Here is a 21,727-nt window from a genome sequence, read left to right as displayed (position 1 = left end):
CAACGACACCCTCGCCGGCGAGGCAAGCTCGGTATCCCTTCTTCGGCGGCGCGCAAGCATTGTAGGACTATCCCGCAACGAATTGTCGGATCTGACCGATCTGGCCCGTCCTTGGGTCTCACCCGCGCAAGGAAGAAGCGATGAGAGACCTGATCTTGAAGATGTCCATCTCGATCGACGGCTTCGTGAGTGACCTGGATGGCCGAAACACATGGATGTTCGGCGCCGATCAAGAGGCGAAGGCCTGGGGCGTAGAATTCATATGGAACTCGAGCCTGCACATCATGGGCAGCCGCAGCTTCCGTGACATGGCCGCCTGGTGGCCGAACCTCCACCGACCAGTTCGCGGCGCCGATGAACCAGATCCCCAAAGCCGTCTTCTCACGACAGGGACCGGAGTTCCTGAAGAACGGGAACACGACGGCGGCGCTGGATGAGGCGCGCGCCGTCAACGCGGGAACCGGACAGCCGGCGAAGTTGCAGCCCGGTGGTGAAAGTTGGGCGGAGGCCTATGTGGCGAGCGGTGACCTGGCGGAGGAAGTCGCGAAGCTGAAAGCCCAGGAGGGCAAGCCGATCATCGCGCACGGCGGAGTGAGCTTCGCCCGCAGTCTCGTCGCCCAGGGATTGGTCGACCAGCTCGCCCTGTTGGTGGCCCCCGTGGCGCTGGGCAAAGGCCTGCCACTGTTCTCCGACCTCGCCGCGCCGATGTCTCTCAAGCTGGTGAGCTCGAAAGCCTTCCCGGGGGGCGCGGTGGCGCAGATTTACCGGCCAACGTGAACACGTCAGAGAATGTGTGCAACCAACGAACCGACGAAGTAATGGGCAACGTATGAATGAATGCGATCCCTTCGGATCGTCGTCGACCGATAGGAGGCTGTGCATGGCGAAGCTCGTGTTCGGAATGATGCAGTCGCTCGACGGCTATGTCGCTGGCGCCGAGGGCGGGCCCGGGCTGCCGATGCCGGGCGAGGCGCTCCATCGCCACTTCAACGCCCATGTGCGCGGGATCGCCGGCAGCCTCTACGGCCGGCGCATGTACGAGGTAATGCGCTATTGGGACGAGGATCAGCCGGGACAGGACCAGGTCGGGCGCGATTTTGCGGCGGCCTGGCGGGCGCAGCCGAAATGGGTCGTCTCTCGCACCCTGAAGTCGGTCGGGCCGAACGCGACGCTGGTGGACGACGATCTCAAAGGGTTCGTTAGGGCGCTTAAAGCCGAACACGAGGGCGAGATCGATGTCGCCGGACCGGAGCTGGCGGGTAGTCTGACCGAGCTTGGCCTTATCGATGAGTACCGGCTCTACTTCCGTCCCATCGTGCTTGGTCGCGGTAAGCCATTCTTCGCCGGCCCCCGGCCACCGCTGCGTCTGGTGGCCAGCGACCGGGTTGGCGAGGACGCGATCAGGTTGGCGTACGTTCCCGCCTGATCACAACCGACACCCTAACGTTCGTCGGACCGAATTTGAGCTCACTCCCACTCTATGATTTCCGGTCATGGTAACGTATTGATCTAGCAGCGCAAATTTTTTCGGCGCAATGCCTCCGGGCCAGCGCGAACCATGGCTACGACCGCGCGACTGAACCTGTCGAAGGCAGCATAGTCGGTGAGCTGTGTCGTACGGACTCGAAGGCCGCATTGCCTCGCAGCGTATTTTGCTCCGTGATCATGGGGGCAACGTGGCTGTACCAGCCTTCGAGCAAGGCGTGGACGGTAAATTCGCCGGATTCTTGCACTATGTCGCTCGGCAGGCAAATGACTAGCTGGCATTCGGCAATTCGCGGCCCGTTTTGATTGCAAGTGGCTCCAGCTAAGTTGAAATATTTTTAGAACGACGCGAACCGAAACTGCATTCCCAGCCCTCTTACCTTTCGAGCGTGCCGTTGCGCTTGCAACTTTGGAGGGTTTACCGTGCTTTATGTCAAGAATGTACCTGGATGGGAACGCGCGGTTCGTGTCGTTGCCGGTTTGGCTATGATCGCCTGCGGCTTGCTGGGCTTAAGTGGGCTTATGATCGGCTATGCGATTGCTGGCGTCGGCGCCAGCACACTGCTCACCGGCTTCATCGGTTTTTGTCCCATGTGTGCCATGGCGGGCCGCCGCTTGGATGCCGCGAACCGCTGCCTCGACACTGCGAAGTAGGACAGCCGCATGCACACGCCGAAGTATGACCTGGCTCTGGTTGACGACGCGCGCAATGGCGACAAGCAAGCCATCTTGGCTTTGCTGGACCTCGCACAGCGAGACATTCGGCGCTATGCGCGGCGCAGCTGCAGCGCTTCCGACGACGTTGACGACGTGGTGCAGGAGACATTGTGGCTACTGTACCGCCGCGTCGGAACGCTGCGCGCACTGGGCTCGATATCGGGCTGGCTGCTGGCCGTGGTACGCCGCGAATGTTTGCGCATGGCAATGCGCGCGATGGGAAAGCCGGACAATCTGGACGACGCGTTGCTGAATCCGGCCAACGAGGACCGCCTGGCACGTTTGTCGCAGGACGAACTCCGGCTTGACCTTTCACGCGCGATCCAATCCCTGCCCGAACACTACCGCGAGGTGATCATACTGCGCGATATCGAAGAGATGACGATCGACGAGGTCGCCGCTTCACTGAACCTCACCCGCGAGAGCATCAAGGGTCGACTGCACCGTAGCCGGGCCCTGCTACGTGAATACCTCTTGGATTGATTGAACCACTATGAATTGGAGAGATAAATTTCTGTGAACCCATGAACCTGTCATCTACCGCCTCGCCCAAGACAATGTTCGCCAGCAATGGTCTTGTCGAACATCTGGTCCGCGGTATTGTCGGCATCAGCGCTCTGAGTTACGCGATATCGATCTCTGGGCCACATCCATTTTATTCGCCGGCCCTGGCTGGCGTATCGATGGTGGCTTTTCGCGGTTGCCCCATCTGCTGGACGATCGGTCTCGTCGAGACAACCTACCGTAAGTTCAAACGCCACCATGCGGCACCGTGAATGACCATCAGTAACGATCGCAGCGTGTTGAATGTCATGATTGACTATCCAACTGACAAGAAAATTCCCATGAGCAAAACATTTGTCGTCAACGGCGGAGCAAAAGCAGGCCAGTGTGGCGGAGTAAAAACAGGGGCGAGGGACGTCCGATCATTTTCGGATCAAGTCCGAAACGTTTCGCGAGCGCCTCGGCCGTCAGGGCCGCACCCAGAACCGCATTCGGGCTACGACGATTGATCTAGCTGGGTTTTTTCTTGTTTTCGGCCTGAAAAACCGACACAGGGGCCGCTAAAAAGCTACGGTATTGATATTAAAGGGAAAATCACCACAAAAATATTTCTGACCTTTCACCAACTATCGGGACCGGTCGGACGATTTATGCCCCTCACGTCGCCCTGCGGGCAGCATAACCCGCCTCCGAAAGTACCGTCACCCAACGCTCATCACGATCTCGGGACGGCTGCCACCGGGTCGCCCACGGCACAGACCCTGACCGCTGCGAGGCGGGTTCGGGGCACGATAATGAAAGCTCGGATCCTGAAGTCTATTCTTCGAGACTTTGTATCACCCTGCCCGCCCCTTGGAACGATGCCCTACCCCGTGAAAGCTTCTTTGCGACCCCGCCAACGCGAGCCCGGTACCTGTCCTCCTTCCTACTACAGAACGAGGATAGACATGACTTCGAAGAAACCAAGGCGGGTGCGCATCCTGATGATGCCATATCAAGAGGATGAGGACAGCGGTCCCGTGGACTACGCCGGTCCCGCAACGGTGTTAACCGGCCTGCCGCGAACCATCAGGCGGCATGAACTCAGATTGATAGTCCCGCTCGCCGACAGCAATATCTATGAGATGGAGAAACGAGGCGAATTCCCACGCCGCTTCAATCTTACGCCCCGTTGCGTGGTGTGGGATCTGGAAGAGGTGGAGGCGTGGCTCGAACAGCGCCGACAGACCTCTCTCGCCGGACGCGCGAAGGTTGCTCTTGGCCCGGATGTCCGTCAGCGGAAGACGCGACCGATGAAAGCGCAGGAGGCAGACGTCTAGTCGGAGCAATTGGAGGCTACCGCAGTGTTAACGCGCTTCCAACGCTAGCTGTGGTGAGAGCGTCCTCAGACCCGAGAGCCCATCCGGAACGGACCGCAAAGATTTGTTTGGGGCAGGCCGATGTCGGCAAACGTCCACTTTGTGGGTGGGCTCGAGGAGTTACTGGCCGATTCCGCTAGCTAAGCGGGCTCGGCGACGGCAGCGCGTCTAGTCACACGCCATAGAAACTGCGCGCCGTTCCGCCGAAGAGCTGCCCATGTTCATCTACACTCAATCCTGCCGTCCAGTCGCGAGAGGCGTCGTACCAATCGCGAAAACTGCACTCTGTGAGCACTGTGGGCCAGTTCGATGCCCACATGGTTTGCTCAGGGCCGAACACGTCCAGCACAATGTCGACATAGCGGCTGAAGAGGTGGGGTTGCCACCGGCCGTCTACCTTGTGGCCGAAACCGGAGAGCTTGATGGTACAGCCTTCCGCAGCGAGCGCTGACAGGTGCCCGATCCAGTCCTGCTCCTCGCGGCCACCATGCGGCCAATCCGGGCGGGGGTATGCGAAGTGATCAATGCAGACGCGCAGTCCAGGTGTCCTCGCGAGCCGGTCGCGCAACGCTCGTAGATTGCTCGAATTGACCAATGCATCATAGGTCAGGCGGCTGGCTGCCAATGCGGCAAAGCCATCATCTAAATCTGCGCTCGCCAACCAAAGCGGATCAGAGCGCGTCATTGCCCAGTTTCGCATCCCGACAACTTCAGGCTGCGATGTCAGCCAGCCCAAACGCTCCGTCGCGTCAGGTCTTACGAGGTCTACCCAGCCAATGACGCCCGCGATCCATTCATGCTCCCCGGGCCAACGCCACCATGCCGGCGGTTTCTGTTTCGTCTTCGATCGCCTGAACGATGATCGAGCGATTCACGCCCGCCTCGCGGAGCAACGGCAGATAGTCCTCGACGGTGAAGTCATGCACGAGTTCCGGCATGCCCTGCAGCCACCGATAGTCGCCATCAGCGAGGCGCCAGAGATGGTGATGGGCGTCAATGATGAGATCGGACAAGATCGTCGGCTCCGGGCTTGATGGCAGCTAAGGCTTAGCCGCGATACCTGAGCGCGTCTACGAAGGCGGTGAAAGCGGGAGAGGCCTGGCGGCGGCTCGGGTAGTAGAGGTGGTACCCCTGCCAGTTGGGCGACCAGTCGGCGAGCACTTCAACCAGCTCTCCGCTGTCGAGGTAGGGTTTTGTCAGATCCTCGGGCACGTAGGCGAGGCCGTGACCATCCAGCGCGGCCCTCAGCACCGGCACCACGCTATTGAACACCAACTGGCCCTCGACTCGCACGTTTAGTTCCCGTCCGTCCTTTTTGAACTCCCACGCATAGATTCCGCCGGCCGTGGTGAGGCGCATGTTTATGCAGCGGTGGTTGGTGAGGTCTTGGGGGACTTCGGGTTTGGAGCGTCGTTCAAAGTAGGCAGGCGTCGCGACCACGGTGAATCGCCAGTCGGGCCCAATTCTGACGGCGATCATGTTCTTGCTGAGTGCCTCCCCTAAACGCACCCCGGCATCAAACCGCTGCTCCACGATGTTGGTGAGGCCATTGTCGATGGCAAGTTCAACGCTGATGTCGGGATATGTCCGCAGGAACTGATTGAGCATCGGGCGGAAGATCGTGTCGATCACATAGTCGCTGCAGGCAATGCGGATGTTGCCCGCCGGCTTGTCACGCAATTCGCTGAGGGCTTCGATCTCCGCCTCGATCTGCTCGAAGTGCGGTCCGATCGACCGCATTAGTCGCTCGCCTGCTTCGGTCGGAGAGACGTCGCGGGTCGTTCTCGACAGTAGGCGGATGTCGAGGCGCTCCTCTAGGCCACGGATGGAGTGGCTGAGGGCTGACGGAGTAACCCCCATCTGCGCCGCTGCCTTGGTGAAACTCCGCTCCCGAGCGACCGCAAGAAATCCGATCATTTCGTTGATGTTGTTCCGCGCCATTGCTGAATCCTGTTCACAGCCACATGCAGATTACTCGTACTAATCCACGGTAAGCAGTTCGCCTAGATTGTCCCTGCGCGAAACGTGGCCTCGACGAACTCGATTGTGGGAATTCTCCCAAGGAGAGCGAAATGGACATCATGCGAGCAGGCTCGCGGCCTTCAGGAAAAGGTCCGACAGACTGGTTCACCGGCACAGTCCGTGTCGACCCCATGTTCAACCCCAACGCCGCGGAACGTGTCCAAGGCGCCAGCGTAACGTTCGAGCCTGGCGCTCGGACCGCCTGGCATACCCATCCGCTCGGCCAAACCCTGGTCGTCACCGGCGGCCTCGGGCGCGTGCAACGCTGGGGCGGGGACATCGAGGAAATCCGGCCTGGCGATGTCGTCTGGTTTCCGCCGGGCGAGAAGCACTGGCACGGTGCTGCCCCAGACGTCGCCATGACCCATCTCGCGGTCCACGAAATCCTGGACGGTAAGGCCGTCGACTGGCTCGAGAAGGTCACCGACGGGCAGTACGCCGCGTCAAGCAAGTAGCCAAAAACGAAAGGAGGTAGTTATGGCCGACACACCCGCACCAGCAAAGAACCCTTTTAGCGACATCGCACCCGCGCTGGGGCGATACACCGATGAAGTCCTTTTCGGCGATGTGTGGAAGCGTGAGGGGCTTTCGCCGCGCGACCGCAGCCTCGTCACCATCACCTGTTTGATCTCGAACTACCGGCAGAACGAGTTGCCGTTCCATCTGAAGCGCGCGCTCGAGAACGGCGTGACGCGCGATGAGATCGTCGAGACCATAACACATCTCGCATTTTACGCGGGCTGGCCGCCTGCGAGCACCGCGCTGGGCATTGCCCGCCGCGTGTTCGAAGAAGCTGGCGTGTAGCGGACGACGACATGAAACAAGGCCACCCAACCATTCGCGGCATGCGAGCACCTCTGGGCGTCGTGCTGACCGCTGGGTTGCTGACAATGGCGGGTTCGGCCTCCGCGCAAGAGGAAGGCGGTCCCATGAAGATCAAGTTCACGCTCGACGGAACGCTTGTCAGCGCGACGCTTGAAGATAGCGCCGCAACGCGTGGCCTCGTCGCCCAGTTGCCGCTCACGCTGACGCTTGAGGATTACGCGTCTACGGAAAAGATCGCAGGTCTGCCCGAGAAGCTGAGTACCGAAGGTGCGCCCGAAGGGATCACGCCCAAGGCAGGCGATGTCACGTACTACGCGCCCTGGGGCAACCTGGCCCTCTTCCAGAAAGATTTCCGCTACTCGGCGGGCCTGGTGAGACTGGGCCGGATTGAGGAGGGCTTCGAGGCGTTGCTCAAGCCCGGCAGCGCGGACGTGACCATCGAACTCTTGAGGAACTGAACATGCTTGGAACAATGCTCTATGCCCCCGGTGACGTGCGCGTGGAAGAGCGCGACGAACCGAAAATCCTGAACCCAACCGATGCCATCATCCGGCTGTCGGCGACTTGCATCTGCGGCTCGGACCTGTGGCCATTCCGTGGCCTCAACGACGTCAAGGCTCCAATGGCGATGGGCCATGAATATTGCGGTGTCGTTGTCGAGGTGGGCAGCGAGGTGAAGACGGTCAAGCCGGGCCAGTTCGTCGTCGGCTCGTTCGTCCTTTCCGACAACACCTGCCCGCATTGCCGCCATGGCTTCCAGTCGTCGTGCGAGCAGCGCGAATTCATGACCGGCGGCCAGGCCGAACTGGCGCGGGTCCCGCTCGCTGATGGCACATTGATCGCAACGTCTGAAATGCCGTCGGACGACCTGATCCCCAGCCTGCTTGCGGCTTCCGATGTCCTCGGCACGGGCTGGTATGCGGCCGATGCAGCACGCGTGCAGTCGGGCTCGACCGTGGTCGTCGTCGGCGATGGCGCCGTAGGCTTGATGGGCGTTCTGGCCGCCAAGCAACTTGGCGCCGGGCGGATCATCGCCATGAGCCGGCACAAGACGCGTCAGGACCTGGCGCTCGAATACGGTGCCACCGACATCATTGCCGAGCGTGGCGATGCCGGTGTCGTCCGCGTCAAGGAATTGACCAAGCGCATCGGCGCCGATGCTGTGCTCGAATGCGTCGGCACCCAGGAATCGATGCAGACGGCGATCAACTGCGCGCGGCCTGGTTCAATAATCGGCTATGTCGGCGTACCGCACGGCGTGCAGTTCGACGGCCAGTCGCTGTTCTTCTCGCAGACCGGCATGATCGGCGGTCCTGCCCCGGTGCGCCGTTTCCTGCCGCACCTGATGGACCTGATCCTCACCCGCAAGATCAACCCCGGCAAGGTGTTCGATCTCGAACTCCCACTGGCGGACGCGGCCCAAGGCTACCGCGCCATGGATGAACGCCGCGCCATCAAGACGCTCCTGCGCACGTGAGCGGGAGGTGTGACAAGCATGTGGAATGAACAAGAGCTGGACCGCATCGCTGATGCAGACGACCTGCATATCGCACCGTTTCGCGACGATGGAAAAACGTATGGCACCCTGACCTGGATCTGGTCGGTGGTTGTCGATGGTGAACTCTACGTGCGCGCCTACAACGGCACGGCCTCGCGTTGGTACAAAGCGGCGGTCAAACAGAAGGCCGGACGCATCACCTCTGCCGGCCTCATCAAGGATGTCGCCTTCGTAACCGTCGACGGTGTGGTCAACGACCGCATCGACGATGCTTACCGCGCCAAGTACGGCTGGAGCAGCTACCTCGCACACATGATCGGACCGCGCGCCCGAGCTGCGACAGTCCGTATTGCCCCACTTTCCTGACTGGAACTCGCTCTAGCCTAGAGACGACGGAGGATCAAAATGCAGAAGCGTAAACTCGGACAAGATTTCGAGGTCTCGGCCCTTTCACTGGGCGCGATGGGTTACGGCAAGTCGCGTGACATTCCCGATCGACCGGAAATGATCGCGCTGCTTCGCGCCGCCTATGACCGAGGCATGGATTTCTTCGATACGGCCGAGTCCTACGGGCCCTGGACCAATGAGATCATGGTCGGCGAGGCCTTTGCCGGCATGCGCGACACGGTGAAGATCGCGACCAAGTTCGGTTGGGACATCAATCAGGATACCGGGGAGCATTATGGCGGCGTCAACAGCAAACCGACGCAGATCCGGCGTGCGGTCGAGGGCAGCCTCAAGCGGCTTCGGACCGACTACATCGATCTCTACTACCAACACCGGGTCGATCCCGACGTGGCGATGGAGGACGTTGCGGGCGTCGTGAAGGACCTGATTGCCGAGGGCAAGGTGCTGCATTTTGGCCTGTCGGAGGCAGGCGCCCAGTCGATCCGGAAAGCTCATGCCGTTCAGCCGGTGACGGCACTGCAGAGCGAGTACTCGTTGTGGACGCGAGATCCGGAGAAGGAAATCCTTCCTACGATAGAGGAGCTTGGCATCGGCCTCGTCCCGTTCAGCCCGCTCGGCAAAGGCTTTCTGACCGGGACGATCAACGTCAACACCCAGCTCAGCGAAGCGGACTTCCGCAGCAAGATTCCGCGCTTCTCGCCGGAAGCACTTCAGGCCAACCAGGCGCTGGTAGACCTGATCCGCACTGTCGGCGAGCGCGTTGGAGCCACCCCGGCACAGGTAGCGCTGGCGTGGCTTCTCGCCAGGAAGCCATGGATCGTACCGCTGTTTGGTACACGCAGGCTCGAGCGGTTCGAAGAGAACATCGGCGCGCTCGAGGTGCGGCTCTCGGCTGAGGACCTCGCCGAGATCGAAACTGCCTCTGCCTCGATCAAGATCGAAGGCGACCGCTACCCGGAAGCAATGCTGAAGCGATCCGGGCTGTGAGCGGCGCTCAAGCCGATGGGAGATCACAGTCGATTGCCGGGCCGGCCGAACCTGGCGGGTTCCGGCTGCTGTTCATTCTGGCGGTACTACTCGGTTTCGCCTCGATCTCGACTGACCTCTTTCTTCCTGCGCTGCCCACCATGCAGGTGGCCCTCGGAACAAGCGAGGGAACCTTGCAGTTCGCGATCTCCGGGTACCTGCTCGGTTTTGGTTTCGGGCAGCTATTTTGGGGCCCGGTCAGTGATCGTTTTGGCCGTCGCGGACCGGTAGCGCTGGGTATCGTCATTTTCGTCATAGGCTCGGCAGGCTGCGCACTGTCGACCGACGCTTGGCAACTCATCGGCTGGCGTATCGTCCAGGCGCTGGGCGCCAGTGCCGGCGTCGCCCTGGCTCGCGCGATGGTTCGGGATCTCTATGAGCGGGATCGCGCCGCCAAGGTGCTCTCGACACTCATGACGGTGATGGTGGTCGCGCCACTTCTTGGACCGAGCGTCGGTGCACAGATTCTCGCGGTGTCCTCTTGGCAGGCCATCTTCTGGACGCTCGTGGCAATCGGTACCGCCACGGCCCTTGCCATCCTCACCGTCCCCGAGACGCTGCCGCGCGCGGAGCGTCACTCCGACACCATAGTGCAGGCCGTCGCCGGCTATGGCGAGGTGCTGCGCAACCGCGTGCTGGTTGGCTATGCAGCGGCGGTGGGCTTCTACTACGTGGGCGTATTCGCCAACATCGCCGGCGGCGCCTTTGCCTATATCGCCTACCATGGCCTCAGCCCCGAGCTTTACGGACTTGTATTCTCGTCCGGTGTGCTGGGCTTGATGGCGACAAACTTCATCAATTCGCGCCTCGTCGTTCGCTTTGGCAGCGATCGCATGCTTTTGGCAGGTGCCGTGGGGGCTGCGGCGTTTGGTGCTGCTCTTGCGCTGGTTACCGCCACTGGCATCGGCGGCGTTGTCAGCCTGATCGTCACGCAGTTTTTGTTCACAGCGATGAACGGACTCATCCTGGCCAACGCAGTCGCCGGCGCTTTGTCGAGTGTACAGCGACGCGCCGGAGCAGCGTCTGCAGTTGTCGGCGCGATCCAGTACGGGAGCGGAATGGTAGGCTCAGCGCTAGTCGGGGTTCTTGCCAACGGAACGCCAGTTCCAATGGGCAGCGTCATGGCGCTGGCTGGCATCGGTTGTTTGGTCAGTGTGGTGCTGGCGAGGAAGATTGCTCGGAGCGGGTAGTAGCTCTCTCAGGGTCGAGAAGCAGACCCGCCTATGTGTGCGCCATTCTACGCTACTGCCCTCTCACTCTCTGAAGCTGCTTTACATCGCCCGAGGATCGGACTCAGATCGGACCTGCAAATTCGAGATGGAACCCAATGCGGCTCAACGGGCGTCGGGACGGAGTGAAAGGCATCAAAACGGCAACGCAAATCGCCGCCGAAACTACGCTATTGCCGCCGTTCTCCCCCTACTCCCACTCGATGGTGCCCGGTGGTTTGCTCGTCACGTCGTAGACGACGCGGTTGATGCCGCGCACCTCGTTGATGATGCGGGTGGCGGCGGCGCCCAGGAATGCCATGTCGTAGTGGTAGAAATCCGCGGTCATGCCATCGACCGAGGTGACGGCGCGCAGCGCGCAGACGAATTCGTAGGTGCGGCCGTCGCCCATCACGCCGACTGTCTGCACCGGCAGCAGCACGGCGAAGGCTTGCCAGATGGCATCGTAGAGGCCGGCCTTGCGGATCTCGTCGAGATAGATGGCGTCGGCCTCGCGCAGGATCTCCAGCTTTTCGCGGGTGATGCCGCCCGGGCAGCGGATGGCGAGACCGGGACCGGGGAACGGATGCCGGCCGATGAAGCTGTCGGGCAGGCCGAGCTCCTTGCCGAGCGCCCTCACCTCGTCCTTGAACAATTCGCGCAGCGGCTCGACCAGCTGCATGTTCATGCGTTCGGGCAAGCCGCCGACATTGTGGTGCGACTTGATCGTCACCGACGGACCGCCGCTGAAGGAGACGCTTTCGATGACGTCGGGATAGAGCGTGCCTTGTGCCAGGAAATCGGCGCCGCCGAGCTTCTCGGCCTCCTCCTCGAACACTTCGATGAACAGCCGCCCTATGGTCTTGCGTTTCTTCTCGGGGTCCGACTCGCCCTCGAGCGCGCCGATGAAACGGTCCGAAGCGTCGACCAGGATCAGCGGCAGATTGTAATGCTGGCGAAACATCTCAACCACGCCGGCCGCCTCGTCCTTGCGCATCAGCCCGTGGTCGACAAGGATGCAGGTGAGCTGGTCGCCGACCGCCTCGTGGATCAGCAGGGCCGCGACCGAGGAATCGACGCCGCCCGACAGCGCGCAGATCACCTTGCCCTTGCCGACCTGTTTGCGGATCGTCTCGACCGCGTGCTCGCGGTAGGCGCGCATCGTCCAGTCGCCTTCGATGCCGGCGATGTTGTGGACGAAGTTTTGGAGCAGCCTGGCGCCGTCCGGCGTGTGCACCACTTCGGGGTGGAACATGAGACCGTACATCTTGCGTTCGACATTACCGAAGATGGCGAAGGGCGAGCCCTCCGATTTTCCCAGCACCTCGAATCCCTTCGGCAGGGTGATGACGCGGTCGCCATGGCTCATCCACACCTGGTGGCGCTGGCCAGGCGCCCACAGGCCCTCGAACAGCGGGCTGTCCTTGGCGATCTCGACGAAGGCGCGGCCGAATTCGCGATGATCGGAGCTTTCGGCGACGCCGCCCATCTGCACGCACATCGCCATCTGGCCATAGCAGATGCCGAGTACCGGCACGCCGGCATCGAAGACGATCTGCGGCGCGCGCGGACTGCCAATGTCGCCGGTCGAGGCCGGACCGCCGGACAGGATCACCGCCTTCGGATTGATGCGCTTGAACGCCGCCTCGGCCGACTGGAAGGGCACGATCTCGGAAAAGACGCCAGCCTCGCGGATGCGCCGGGCGATCAGCTGGGTGAACTGGCTGCCGAAATCGACAATCAGGACGGTGTCGGGATGATTGGCTGTTTTCATGGCGAGCGTTTAGAGAAAGAAACGAGTCGGCGCAATGGGTTGTGAGGTCGCGCGGTCACTTCGATTCCGGCGCGTCGTCCTGAACGCCAGAGGCTTTGTCCAATGCATCAGTTTGCGTTTTATCGAGTGACCGCAAGGCGCCCATCAGCGCCGCGAAGCGCTCATGGCCAAGCCGGGCAACATAGCTCCGTTCGATCTTCAGCTTGATGCGGTCGCCATCGCGCAGGGCGTCCAGGCCCTTGCGCGTGTAGCGAACAAGCTTGCCGCGACCGTCTTGCGGATCGGGCAGACGCTGCAACACACCTTCCGTCTCCAAGCCGTCGAGCAATTGCTGAACCGCCTGCTTTGAGATCGCCGAGCGCTCGATCAGCGCCGACTGGCGCATGCCGCCGCGCGGGATGTGTCCAAGCAGGCCGGCACGCGCTTCGGTGAACCAGTGATGGCCGGCAGCGCGCATCGCCGCGGCGAATTCGGTCTGCCAGGCGCGGCTCGCCTGCCACAGCCGCCAACCTATGTGATCCGGCAGCTTTTCGGATTTTTCGTCAAGGCTCTTGACCAAATTCTTCTCGCCCGATAGATAGTCAAGCATCTTGACTACTAGTTCACTCTAAGTGGCGATGCCGGTCAAGGCAATCGGCGACTTCAATTCAGGAGGAAATCATGGCAGCACTTCAGAAGGAAACCCTTGCGATGCTCATTCCGGGCATGACCCATGTCTTGGAACGAAACGGCAAGGAGGCTTACGTCTATTTTGAAAGCGAGGGTGACGCGCACATGCTGCTCGACGATGGCGAGGCGCGAAGCGGGCGCTGGTGGATGCTCGATAACGGTTATGTCGCCGACTGGGACACCGGCGCGACCGGACGCTGGACCCTCGATCACGAGCCCGGGTCAGTCACTTACGTCAATCGCGACAACGCCGTTCGCTTCAGGATGATCGGCGTGCTGTTCGGCAACGCTAAGAACCTGCCGCCCCAACAAGCTTGAAGTCGATCGCGCCGGAGGCGATCGCCCGTTCCAGCAGTTGCACGGCCGCGGCCAGCTTCTCGTCGATGACGTGCAGATATTCGGTCCAGTCGCCGACGTGTCTCAGATCGGCCGCGCCGTCGGAAATGCCGCGCAGGCCAATCAACGGCACGTCGAACAGCTGGCAGGCGCGCAGGCAGGCGAAGGTCTCCATATCGACCATGTCGGCGGCGACCGCGTCGTAAGCGGCGCCGGTGACGATTGCCGCGCCGGTCGACAGCGTCGCCGGCCTGATGCCTGGTATCCTGAACGGCAGCGGCACGCTGACGGGCAGGTCGAGGAACGGCGTGGCGCCCCTCTCGAACCCCAATGGCGAGGCGTCCATGTCGCGGTAGCCAACTGACACGGCCTGGTAGATTTCGGTCTGCTCCAGCGTCCGGCTGCCCGCCGAACCGAGCGACACGACGAGATCGGGCAGCGCCTTTTCGACGCTCAGCCGGGACAGTTCCGCGCCGAGCCTGACGCCGGCCTCGACCGGCCCGACGCCGGTCATCAGCGGTGTGAACAGCCGCTGCAGATGTGGGCCGTATTCGGCTTCGGCCGCCATGACGAAGAGAACGGACTTGCCGGACAGGCGAGACACTTTACCGGTCACGACGATCTACTCCTTTTTCTGGCCCTACCACCGGAGCCGGAAGGTAAGAAGGGCGACGTGCCCTCACCGGTCCCCGGCCCTTCGCTATGGCTCCGGGCGTTCGTCGCTCGAAAAGCCCATTTAGGGGCTTTTCGTCCGCTGCGCGGACCGCTCCTCACCCCTCGATACCGTCGCGGCCGAGCACTGTCATCATCGTTCCGGTCATTGTGGCGATCAGCTTGGCCTCGCCGTCGGTGGCGAACGCATAGGCTTGTCCGTCGGCGACGATGATGGTGCGGCCGGGCTTGGTTACCGAGCCGCGGAACAGGAAGCGCTCGCCCCGGCCGGGCGCCAGCAGATTGACCTTGAACTCGATGGTCAGCACGCCGGAATTTTCCGGCATCAGCGAGAATGCCGCATAGCCGCAGGCCGAGTCGAGAGCCGTCGAAATGACGCCGGCATGGAGAAAGCCGTGCTGCTGCGTCAGTGCCGTCGAATAGGGCATTTCGATCTCGATAATGCCGGGCGTCACCAGCGTCAGCTCGGCGCCAATCGTCATCATCGCGTTCTGGCGCGCGAAGGACGTCCTGACGCGGTCCTCGTAATCGGGAGCAGGAACGATCTTTGCTGCCATGGCCGTCGCCCTTCGTTTCTCGGCAAATCTTATTGCAAAGGCATTTATCGCAGAGGGGTGGGCGGCAGGCAATCGCAAATGCTGCACTGCAGCAATTGGCTAAACCTGCTGATAAGAAGCGAGATCGGCGACATCCGGCAACCGTTCAGCCGACGCGGCGCAGCGCGCAGAAGTAAAAGCCGTCGGTGCCGCTCAGCAAAGGCGACAGCGAAATGCCGCCCGCAGCGCCAATCCGCACTGCCGCTTCGTGGCCCGCAAAACGGCTGTCCCAAAGCTGGCGGTGATCGACCGGGACAAAACCGGGATGGCGGTCGCGGAAGGCCGAAACCTGGTCGCCATTTTCCTCGTCGAACACCGAACAGGTGATGTAGACCAGCAGGCCGCCGGGTTTGACGAAGTCCCTGGCGGCGTCGAGGATCGTCTCCTGCTCGCCCTTGCGGGCGTCGAGCTGCCTCTGAGTCAGCCGCCATTTGGCATCCGGCCGGCGCCGCCAGGTGCCGCTACCGGTGCAAGGCGCATCGATCAGCACGATATCCATATGCTTGCCGAGCGGCGCGAGTTCGGCCGGCTTGGTGACGATCTGCACATTGCGGTTTTCCGAACGGCGTATGCGGTCGAAGATCGGCGCCAGCCTGGCCTTCTCGGCGTCGTGGGCGAAGATCTGGCCGCGATTGTCCATCGCCGCGGACAGCGCCAGCGTCTTGCCGCCGGCGCCGGCGCAAAAGTCGAGCAGCTGCATGCCAGGCTCGGCGCCGGCCAGTTCGGCCGCAATCTGGGAACCCTCGTCCTGAACCTCGAACCAGCCTTTCTGGAAGGCCGGCTCGGCCTGTACGTTCGGGTGCCTCCCGTCGCCTTCGATCGGCGGGATGCGGATGCCGTGCGGCGCGATCCGCGCAGGCTTGGCGCCGGTCTCCGCCAATTCCGTCAGCACTTTTGCGCGATCGGCCTTCAGCGTGTTGACCCTGAGGTCGAGCGGCGGGCGAGTGCCAAGCGCGGCACCCTCTTCCACCCAGGCCGTGCCGAACGCCCGTTCGAACAGCGGTATGCACCAGTCGGGGATGTCTGCCCTGACAGCCGGCGCCGCGTCGGCAAGCCGGCGAGCTGCAAGCGTTGTCAGTTCGTCGGCGGTAAGCAGCGGCGGCGCGAACTTGTCGCCCTCGAGCGCCTCGTTCAGCGACTGCGCCGTCTGGCCCCATTCGAGCAGCAGCGCGCCGAAGCCGATGGCGCGCGGCGTGTCTTCGCCCAAGAGCCAGCCGGCCGAGCGCTTGCGGCGCAGCGCGTCATAGACGATGTTGCCGATCGCGGCGCGGTCGCCGCCACCGGCGAAGCGGTGCGACAGGCCCCAGTCCTTCAGCGCATCGGCCACCGGCCGGTGGCGCCGGCCAATGTCGTCAAGCACTTCGATGGCTGCCGCCAGCCGCCCGCCCAGTCTCATTGTCGTCTTCCATTACTCAGCAAACTAATTGCGGCCCTGCTCTATCGCATCGGCCCGACAATCGGAAACCGATTTTCGGAAAGCACGATACGTGGGTTCCAAAGTGGCTAGAGCGTGCATTGTGCGCTCAAGTGAACGCATGCCGCTCTAAAGCGCGCAACTGACACGCACAAGCACGACGGCAGGTGCAACCGCTCTGCTTTGCAACTTTTGCGGTTGCGAATACTCTTTGCGCGGTGATTCGCGTCGCAGAAAAATGCGATGCCGCGGGTCGATACGAGGAGAGGGCAATGAAAACTTATCTGGCGGAAGTTCTAGGCACGTTTCTATTGGTGTTCATCGGCACGGCTTCGGTTGTAACGGGCGGCTTCGGCGGCGCGCTGCCGCTTGGCCAGGAAGGTATCGGTCTGGCGTTCGGCATCGGCCTGATCGCGGCGGCCTATGCGATCGGCCCGATTTCGGGCGCGCATCTCAATCCGGCGGTGACGCTCGGCGTTTTCCTCGCCGGGCGGATGCCGGCCAGGGACGTCATTCCCTATTGGATCGCGCAGGTCATCGGCGCCATCATCGCGTCGCTGGCACTGTGGATCATCGTCTCCGGACAGGTCGGCGGCCACACCGGCGGCTTCGGCGCCAATGGCTGGGACGTGACGAAATGGGGCGTCAGCTCGGCCTTCCTGTGGGAGCTGATCGGCACCTTCACCTTCGTCACGGTGATCCTCGGCGTCACCAACGCCAAGCACACCACGGCCTTCGCCGGCCTCGTAATCGGCCTGACGCTGGCGGGCCTGCACTTCGCCATCATTCCAGTGACCGGCACATCGCTCAACCCGGCCCGTTCGATCGGACCGGCGCTGTTTTCGGGAACTGCGGCGATCGGCCAGCTGTGGCTGTTCATCGTCGCGCCGCTGATCGGCGGCGCCGTTGCCGGCGTCGTCGCCAAGGCCGGCATCTTCGAGAAGGACTGACTTTTCGCAAGCCCAACGAAAAAGGCGCGGGTCGAGGCCCGCGCCTTTTTTGTTGCGTCGAGAACTTCGCGTGCCCGGATCAGGCCGCGAGGTCAAAACGGTCGGCGTTCATCACCTTGGTCCAGGCAGCGGCGAAATCCCGGGCGAATTTCTGCCCGGCGTCCGCCGATCCGTAGACCTCGGCAAGCGCACGCAATTGCGCGTGCGAGCCGAAGATGAGGTCTGCGCGGGTGCCGGTCCACTTGACCGCCCGGGTCTTGCGGTCGCGCGCTTCGTAGACTTCATCGGAACCGCCGGCCGGATCCCAGACCGTGTTCATAGAGAGCAGGTTGACGAAGAAATCATTGGTCAACGTGCCCGGCCTGTCGGTGAACACGCCGTGCTTCGACTGGCCGGTGTTGGCGCCGAGCACCCGCAACCCGCCGACGAGCACCGTCATCTCCGGCGCCGTCAAGGTCAGCAGCTGCGCCCGGTCGACCAGCATCGCTTCGACCGACATCGGCGGCTTGCCCCTGACATAATTGCGGAAGCCATCGACTTTCGGCTCGAGCGCGGCGAAGGACTGGACGTCCGTCTGTTCCTGGGAGGCGTCCATGCGGCCCGGCGTGAACGGCACCTTGACGTCATGGCCGCCGTCTTTGGCCGCCTTCCCGACGGCGGCGACGCCGCCGAGAACGATCAGGTCGGCAAGCGAGATCTTCTTGCCGCCGGACTGCGAAGCGTTAAAGCCCTTCTGGATGCCTTCGAGCGTCTCGAGCACCTTGGCCAGCTGCGCCGGCTGGTTGACCTCCCAGTCCTTCTGCGGCGCCAGGCGGATGCGGGCGCCGTTGGCGCCGCCGCGCTTGTCGGAGCCGCGGAACGTCGAGGCCGAGGCCCAGGCGGTCGAGACCAGTTCGGAAACGGACAGGCCGGAGGCCAGGATCTTCGCCTTCAGCGAGGCGGTGTCCTGGTCGTTGACCAGCTCGTGATCGACTGCCGGTATCGGATCCTGCCAGATCAGCTCTTCCTTCGGCACGAGTGGGCCGAGATAGCGGACGGCCGGGCCCATGTCGCGATGGGTCAGCTTGAACCAAGCGCGGGCGAAGGCATCGGCGAACTGATCCGGATTCTGGTGGAAACGCCGCGAAATCTTCTCATAGGCCGGGTCGACGCGCAGCGCGAGGTCGGTCGTTAGCATCGCCGGCGCGCGGCGCTTCGAGGCATCGTGCGCGTCGGGCACGGTGCCTGCACCGGCGCCGCCCTTCGGCGTCCACTGATGGGCGCCGGCCGGGCTCTTGGTCAGCTCCCATTCGTAGTTGAACAGATTGTCGAAGAAGTTGTTGCTCCATTTGGTCGGCGTCGTGGTCCAGGTCACCTCGAGGCCCGAGGTGATGGCGTCTCCGGCAATGCCGGTGGCATGTTTGCTCGACCAGCCGAGGCCCTGCGCCTCGATGCCTGCGCCTTCCGGCTCCGCGCCGACCAGCGATGCATCACCGGCGCCGTGGGTCTTGCCGAAAGTGTGGCCGCCGGCGATCAGCGCCACGGTTTCCTCGTCGTTCATGGCCATGCGGGCGAAGGTTTCGCGGATGTCGCGTGCCGCGGCCAGTGGATCGGGCTTGCCGTTCGGCCCTTCCGGGTTGACGTAGATCAGCCCCATCTGCACGGCGCCGAGATGGCCGTGAAGTTCGCGGTCGCCGGAATAGCGCTCGTCGGCGAGCCACTTGGTTTCCGACCCCCAGTCGACGTCCTGCTCGGGCTCCCAGACATCGGCGCGGCCGCCGGCGAAGCCGAAGGTCTTGAAGCCCATCGATTCCAGCGCGACGTTGCCGGTGAGGATCAACAGGTCGGCCCAGGAGATTTTCCTGCCGTATTTCTGCTTGACCGGCCACAGCAGCCGGCGCGCCTTGTCGAGATTGGCGTTGTCCGGCCAGCTGTTGAGCGGCGCGAAACGCTGCTGGCCGGCGCCGGCGCCGCCACGGCCGTCGCCGATGCGATAGGTGCCGGCGCTGTGCCAGGCCATGCGGATGAAGAGCGGGCCGTAATGGCCGAAATCGGCCGGCCACCAATCCTGCGAATCGGTCATCACCTGGTGCAAGTCCCTGATCACAGCATCGAGATCGAGGCTCTTGAATTCCTTGGCGTAGTCGAAGTCCTCGTCCATTGGGTCCGAGAGGCTGGACTGCTGGTGGAGGACGCCAAGATCGAGCTGGTTCGGCCACCAGTCACGGTTGCCCCTCCTGGCCGATCCATGTGGGACCGGGCATTTGCCGGCGCTGTTGTCGTCGGTTTTCGCGTCCATCTTTGCCTCCGATTTAGTTGATTTTCCGGGATTTTGTTGATTTTCCGGGCAGGGCCAGCGGCCGCGCCATTCTGGAATGGTTCCAGACTAGCCTGCCCGGCCGATAAAGACAAATTGCCTTTGCTGTTTATTCTGATAGGTTTTCCTTATGATCGGTTTGACCGTCCGGCAGATGCATTATTTTGAAGCGCTGGCGCAGACGCTGCATTTCGGCCGCGCCGCAAAACTCGCCGGCGTCAGCCAGCCGGCGCTGTCCGCGCAGATCGCCGAGATGGAGCTGCGGCTCAATTGCCGGTTGTTCGAGCGCGGCGGCAAGGCGGTGCGCATGACCGACGAGGCGCAGGCGCTGCTGCCGCGCATCGAGCGCATTCTTGCTGACGTCCGCGACGTCGAGGCGACCGCCCGGCGCGGCCGCCCGGCGCTGGAAGGCCGCTTCCGGCTCGGCATCATCCCGACGGTGGCGCCCTATCTCTTGCCGCATGTGCTGCCGGAGCTGAAACGACATTTCCCGGCCTTGCAACTCGAATTGCGCGAGGCGGTGACCGCGTCGCTGGTCGACGACACCAGCTCGGGAAAGCTCGACGCCTTCGTCGCCGCACTGCCGCTCGACTACCCGGGCCTTGTCACCGAGGAACTTTTCTCCGACCGGTTCTTCCTGGCCGTGCCGGCCGGCGATCCCGCCTTCGCCTCGCCGCCGGTGCCGCCGGAAAGCCCGGCGCTGGAGCGGCTGATGCTGCTGGAGGAAGGCCACTGCCTGCGCGAACAGGCGCTCGCCGTCTGCGGCAGCGTGCGGCCGGTGGCGATGGCAAGCTACGGCGCGACCAGCCTGACGACGCTCTTACAGATGGTGGCGCACGGGCTCGGCGTCACGCTCATCCCGGAAATGGCGGCAGGGCCGGCCAGCACTATCCCCGACTTGAAGATCGTGCCGTTCCAGGAGCCGATGCCGCAACGCACGATCTGCCTCGCCTGGCGGCGCAACAAGGTGCGCCACGACGAATGCGTCGAGCTGGCCAAGATCATCCGCGGGCTGGATGCGGCGGTGCTGGCAGCGTGAGCTGCGGGTCAAGGATGCGGTTTTAGCCCCAAGCCAACCCGCAAGCCCCTTCGAAAGGAACGGCTTTAATCCTTGAATCCTTGCTCCGGGCTGCGAGCAAGCCGCCATGCGGCTCCACACCAAGGTCCGGCACGATGAATGTATCGAGCCGGCGAAGATCATCCGCGAGTTGGAGGCGGCGGTACTGGCTGGGTGAGGTACGCCGTACCATCCAGCGGAAGTTTGGTGTTGACCCGAAGTCGACCTTCGCAGACCCGAATGGCTGCTTTGCGCCGTTGGGTAGGGAAGATGGTCATCCCGAAAGCCGAAAGTTCCGTTTGTTCGAATGATGACAACTAAGGAAATAGGAAACAGCCTTTGCGCGCAATTCCGTGCTTTGGCGTTGCCGAGGGTGCTTCACTAGCATTGATCTTTGATGCGGCATCCACGGTGCCGCGGCGTGCAGTAAGTGGAGAATACAATAGCGGTGAGGGCCGCGATCGGTGAGGTTCAGTGATGAATCATGCGCAGAGTACCAGGTCAAAATCCCTCCGCTGTGACTTCACCTTTATTAAACGACGGCCCTTGATTTTACTTCATGAGATACGCGGCAGGGGGTGTAACGCCATGCCGTCCCTCATTCCGTTATGCCTCGTTCTGCTGTTGGCATTTCCGGCAAATGGTCAGTTGGCGCCCGAAGCGCCAGCGGTTGCCACGGCTAACGACAGCTCGTCGGTCGTGGTTTCCGAACACACCGAGGTCGGCAAAGAACCGGGCAAGTCACAACCGAGCGCGCTCGGATCCCATACATCTAGAGAGCTGGTGCTCAGCGAAACACAGGCACTCAAGGAGGGCGCGCAAACGCCGCTCGGCGAGCATGAGGAGGCTTTACGCCGCGAATTGGCCGCAGCACGAGCGGAGCTAGAGGTTATGCAGCGCGGCGTCCGTGAG

At 62.6% G+C, this 21,727-nt stretch carries 27 protein-coding genes; 18 read left to right on the top strand and 9 right to left on the bottom strand.

The features are described 5' to 3' along the window. Nucleotides 1-140 precede the first annotated feature (140 nt). The 7 genes from NKG60_RS29235 (at nt 141) to NKG60_RS29205 (ending at nt 4,025) form a co-directional block, all read left to right on the top strand. The gene (locus NKG60_RS29235) at nt 141-437 is read left to right on the top strand and encodes a dihydrofolate reductase family protein (protein WP_352669761.1); all 297 of its coding nucleotides are present in this window, start codon (nt 141-143) and stop codon (nt 435-437) included. After that, nucleotides 355-777 carry a dihydrofolate reductase family protein gene (locus tag NKG60_RS29230; protein WP_352669759.1) on the top strand — a complete coding sequence of 141 codons (423 nt, stop codon included), beginning with the start codon at nt 355-357 and terminating at the stop codon, nt 775-777. Before NKG60_RS29235 ends, NKG60_RS29230 begins: the two co-directional genes overlap by 83 nt. Before the next feature lie 103 nt (nt 778-880). Further along, nucleotides 881-1,426, top strand: coding sequence for a dihydrofolate reductase family protein (locus tag NKG60_RS29225; RefSeq protein WP_352669756.1), 546 nt, complete (start codon nt 881-883; stop codon nt 1,424-1,426). 482 nt (nt 1,427-1,908) lie between these two features. Then, nucleotides 1,909-2,139, top strand: a complete 231-nt coding sequence (locus tag NKG60_RS29220; protein ID WP_352669753.1) for a YgaP family membrane protein — start codon at nt 1,909-1,911, stop codon at nt 2,137-2,139. A 9-nt stretch (nt 2,140-2,148) separates the two neighbouring features. After that, the gene (locus tag NKG60_RS29215; protein ID WP_352669750.1) at nt 2,149-2,685 is read left to right on the top strand and encodes an RNA polymerase sigma factor; all 537 of its coding nucleotides are present in this window, start codon (nt 2,149-2,151) and stop codon (nt 2,683-2,685) included. Between the two features lie 41 nt (nt 2,686-2,726). Then, a complete protein-coding gene (locus tag NKG60_RS29210) occupies nt 2,727-2,978 on the top strand; it encodes a hypothetical protein (RefSeq protein ID WP_352976302.1) in 252 nt (83 codons plus the stop codon). A gap of 675 nt (nt 2,979-3,653) precedes the next feature. Next, the gene (locus NKG60_RS29205) at nt 3,654-4,025 is read left to right on the top strand and encodes a helix-turn-helix transcriptional regulator (RefSeq protein WP_352669744.1); all 372 of its coding nucleotides are present in this window, start codon (nt 3,654-3,656) and stop codon (nt 4,023-4,025) included. A gap of 211 nt (nt 4,026-4,236) precedes the next feature. Here the strand turns inward: NKG60_RS29205 and NKG60_RS29200 are convergent, their stop codons facing one another. From NKG60_RS29200 to NKG60_RS29190, 3 genes are read right to left on the bottom strand one after another with little or no spacing between them, the layout of a single operon-like run. Continuing rightward, the gene (locus tag NKG60_RS29200) at nt 4,237-4,842 is read right to left on the bottom strand and encodes an amidohydrolase family protein (RefSeq protein WP_352669844.1); all 606 of its coding nucleotides are present in this window, start codon (nt 4,840-4,842) and stop codon (nt 4,237-4,239) included. A gap of 16 nt (nt 4,843-4,858) precedes the next feature. Beyond that, on the bottom strand, nt 4,859-5,077 hold the full coding sequence (locus tag NKG60_RS29195; RefSeq protein ID WP_352669741.1) for an amidohydrolase family protein: 219 nt from the start codon (nt 5,075-5,077) through the stop codon (nt 4,859-4,861). Between the two features lie 34 nt (nt 5,078-5,111). Beyond that, complete coding sequence (locus NKG60_RS29190) at nt 5,112-6,005, bottom strand: LysR family transcriptional regulator (protein ID WP_352669738.1); 894 nt, start codon at nt 6,003-6,005, stop codon at nt 5,112-5,114. A gap of 131 nt (nt 6,006-6,136) precedes the next feature. Here NKG60_RS29190 and NKG60_RS29185 point away from each other — a divergent pair, with 131 nt between their 5' ends. From NKG60_RS29185 to NKG60_RS29155, 7 genes are read left to right on the top strand one after another with little or no spacing between them, the layout of a single operon-like run. Continuing rightward, nucleotides 6,137-6,541, top strand: a complete 405-nt coding sequence (locus NKG60_RS29185; RefSeq protein WP_352669735.1) for a (R)-mandelonitrile lyase — start codon at nt 6,137-6,139, stop codon at nt 6,539-6,541. A gap of 22 nt (nt 6,542-6,563) precedes the next feature. After that, entirely contained in the window at nt 6,564-6,890 is a 327-nt protein-coding gene (locus tag NKG60_RS29180) for a carboxymuconolactone decarboxylase family protein (RefSeq protein WP_352669732.1), read from the top strand. Nucleotides 6,891-6,901: 11 nt separating this feature from the next. After that, entirely contained in the window at nt 6,902-7,369 is a 468-nt protein-coding gene (locus tag NKG60_RS29175) for a cyclophilin-like fold protein (RefSeq protein WP_352669730.1), read from the top strand. A 2-nt stretch (nt 7,370-7,371) separates the two neighbouring features. Continuing rightward, nucleotides 7,372-8,388 carry a zinc-dependent alcohol dehydrogenase family protein gene (locus NKG60_RS29170; RefSeq protein ID WP_352669728.1) on the top strand — a complete coding sequence of 339 codons (1,017 nt, stop codon included), beginning with the start codon at nt 7,372-7,374 and terminating at the stop codon, nt 8,386-8,388. An 18-nt stretch (nt 8,389-8,406) separates the two neighbouring features. Beyond that, nucleotides 8,407-8,775: a DUF2255 family protein gene (locus tag NKG60_RS29165; RefSeq protein WP_352669726.1), complete on the top strand. Its 369-nt coding sequence runs from the start codon at nt 8,407-8,409 to the stop codon at nt 8,773-8,775. 39 nt (nt 8,776-8,814) lie between these two features. After that, complete coding sequence (locus NKG60_RS29160) at nt 8,815-9,804, top strand: aldo/keto reductase (RefSeq protein ID WP_352669723.1); 990 nt, start codon at nt 8,815-8,817, stop codon at nt 9,802-9,804. Next, nucleotides 9,801-11,033 (top strand): multidrug effflux MFS transporter, encoded by a 1,233-nt coding sequence (locus NKG60_RS29155; RefSeq protein ID WP_352669720.1) that lies wholly within the window; start codon nt 9,801-9,803, stop codon nt 11,031-11,033. Before NKG60_RS29160 ends, NKG60_RS29155 begins: the two co-directional genes overlap by 4 nt. 229 nt (nt 11,034-11,262) lie before the next feature. Here NKG60_RS29155 and guaA read toward each other — a convergent pair whose 3' ends face one another. Both guaA and NKG60_RS29145 read right to left on the bottom strand, forming a co-directional pair. Continuing rightward, nucleotides 11,263-12,825 carry a glutamine-hydrolyzing GMP synthase gene (guaA, locus tag NKG60_RS29150; protein ID WP_352669718.1) on the bottom strand — a complete coding sequence of 521 codons (1,563 nt, stop codon included), beginning with the start codon at nt 12,823-12,825 and terminating at the stop codon, nt 11,263-11,265. Between the two features lie 55 nt (nt 12,826-12,880). Then, the gene (locus NKG60_RS29145; protein ID WP_352669715.1) at nt 12,881-13,414 is read right to left on the bottom strand and encodes a MarR family winged helix-turn-helix transcriptional regulator; all 534 of its coding nucleotides are present in this window, start codon (nt 13,412-13,414) and stop codon (nt 12,881-12,883) included. A gap of 71 nt (nt 13,415-13,485) precedes the next feature. Here NKG60_RS29145 and NKG60_RS29140 point away from each other — a divergent pair, with 71 nt between their 5' ends. Continuing rightward, a complete protein-coding gene (locus tag NKG60_RS29140; RefSeq protein ID WP_352869264.1) occupies nt 13,486-13,812 on the top strand; it encodes a hypothetical protein in 327 nt (108 codons plus the stop codon). Here NKG60_RS29140 and NKG60_RS29135 read toward each other — a convergent pair. The 3 genes from NKG60_RS29135 to NKG60_RS29125 form a co-directional block, all read right to left on the bottom strand. Next, a complete protein-coding gene (locus tag NKG60_RS29135; protein ID WP_352669709.1) occupies nt 13,784-14,446 on the bottom strand; it encodes a 5'-methylthioadenosine/S-adenosylhomocysteine nucleosidase in 663 nt (220 codons plus the stop codon). The genes NKG60_RS29140 and NKG60_RS29135 overlap by 29 nt on opposite strands. Nucleotides 14,447-14,600: 154 nt before the next feature. Beyond that, nucleotides 14,601-15,059, bottom strand: a complete 459-nt coding sequence (locus NKG60_RS29130) for a PaaI family thioesterase (RefSeq protein WP_352669706.1) — start codon at nt 15,057-15,059, stop codon at nt 14,601-14,603. A gap of 145 nt (nt 15,060-15,204) precedes the next feature. Next, nucleotides 15,205-16,494: an RsmB/NOP family class I SAM-dependent RNA methyltransferase gene (locus NKG60_RS29125; RefSeq protein WP_352669703.1), complete on the bottom strand. Its 1,290-nt coding sequence runs from the start codon at nt 16,492-16,494 to the stop codon at nt 15,205-15,207. A gap of 290 nt (nt 16,495-16,784) precedes the next feature. Here NKG60_RS29125 and NKG60_RS29120 point away from each other — a divergent pair, with 290 nt between their 5' ends. Beyond that, nucleotides 16,785-17,462, top strand: a complete 678-nt coding sequence (locus NKG60_RS29120) for an MIP/aquaporin family protein (protein ID WP_352669701.1) — start codon at nt 16,785-16,787, stop codon at nt 17,460-17,462. A gap of 79 nt (nt 17,463-17,541) precedes the next feature. Here the strand turns inward: NKG60_RS29120 and katG are convergent, their stop codons facing one another. Next, nucleotides 17,542-19,740 (bottom strand): catalase/peroxidase HPI, encoded by a 2,199-nt coding sequence (gene katG / locus NKG60_RS29115; RefSeq protein ID WP_352669698.1) that lies wholly within the window; start codon nt 19,738-19,740, stop codon nt 17,542-17,544. Between the two features lie 148 nt (nt 19,741-19,888). Here katG and NKG60_RS29110 point away from each other — a divergent pair, with 148 nt between their 5' ends. Continuing rightward, nucleotides 19,889-20,797, top strand: a complete 909-nt coding sequence (locus NKG60_RS29110) for a hydrogen peroxide-inducible genes activator (protein WP_352669695.1) — start codon at nt 19,889-19,891, stop codon at nt 20,795-20,797. 606 nt (nt 20,798-21,403) lie between these two features. Further along, nucleotides 21,404-21,727, top strand: a 324-nt coding sequence (locus tag NKG60_RS29105; protein WP_352669692.1) for a hypothetical protein, incomplete at its 3' end; no start/stop codon positions are given.

Source organism: Mesorhizobium sp. M1428, from assembly GCF_040317515.1.
In the GTDB taxonomy this organism is placed as follows: Bacteria; Pseudomonadota; Alphaproteobacteria; order Rhizobiales; family Rhizobiaceae; genus Mesorhizobium.
The sequence above is the reverse complement of the archived record's forward strand: the minus strand, read 5'-3'. Positions and strand labels throughout refer to the sequence as shown.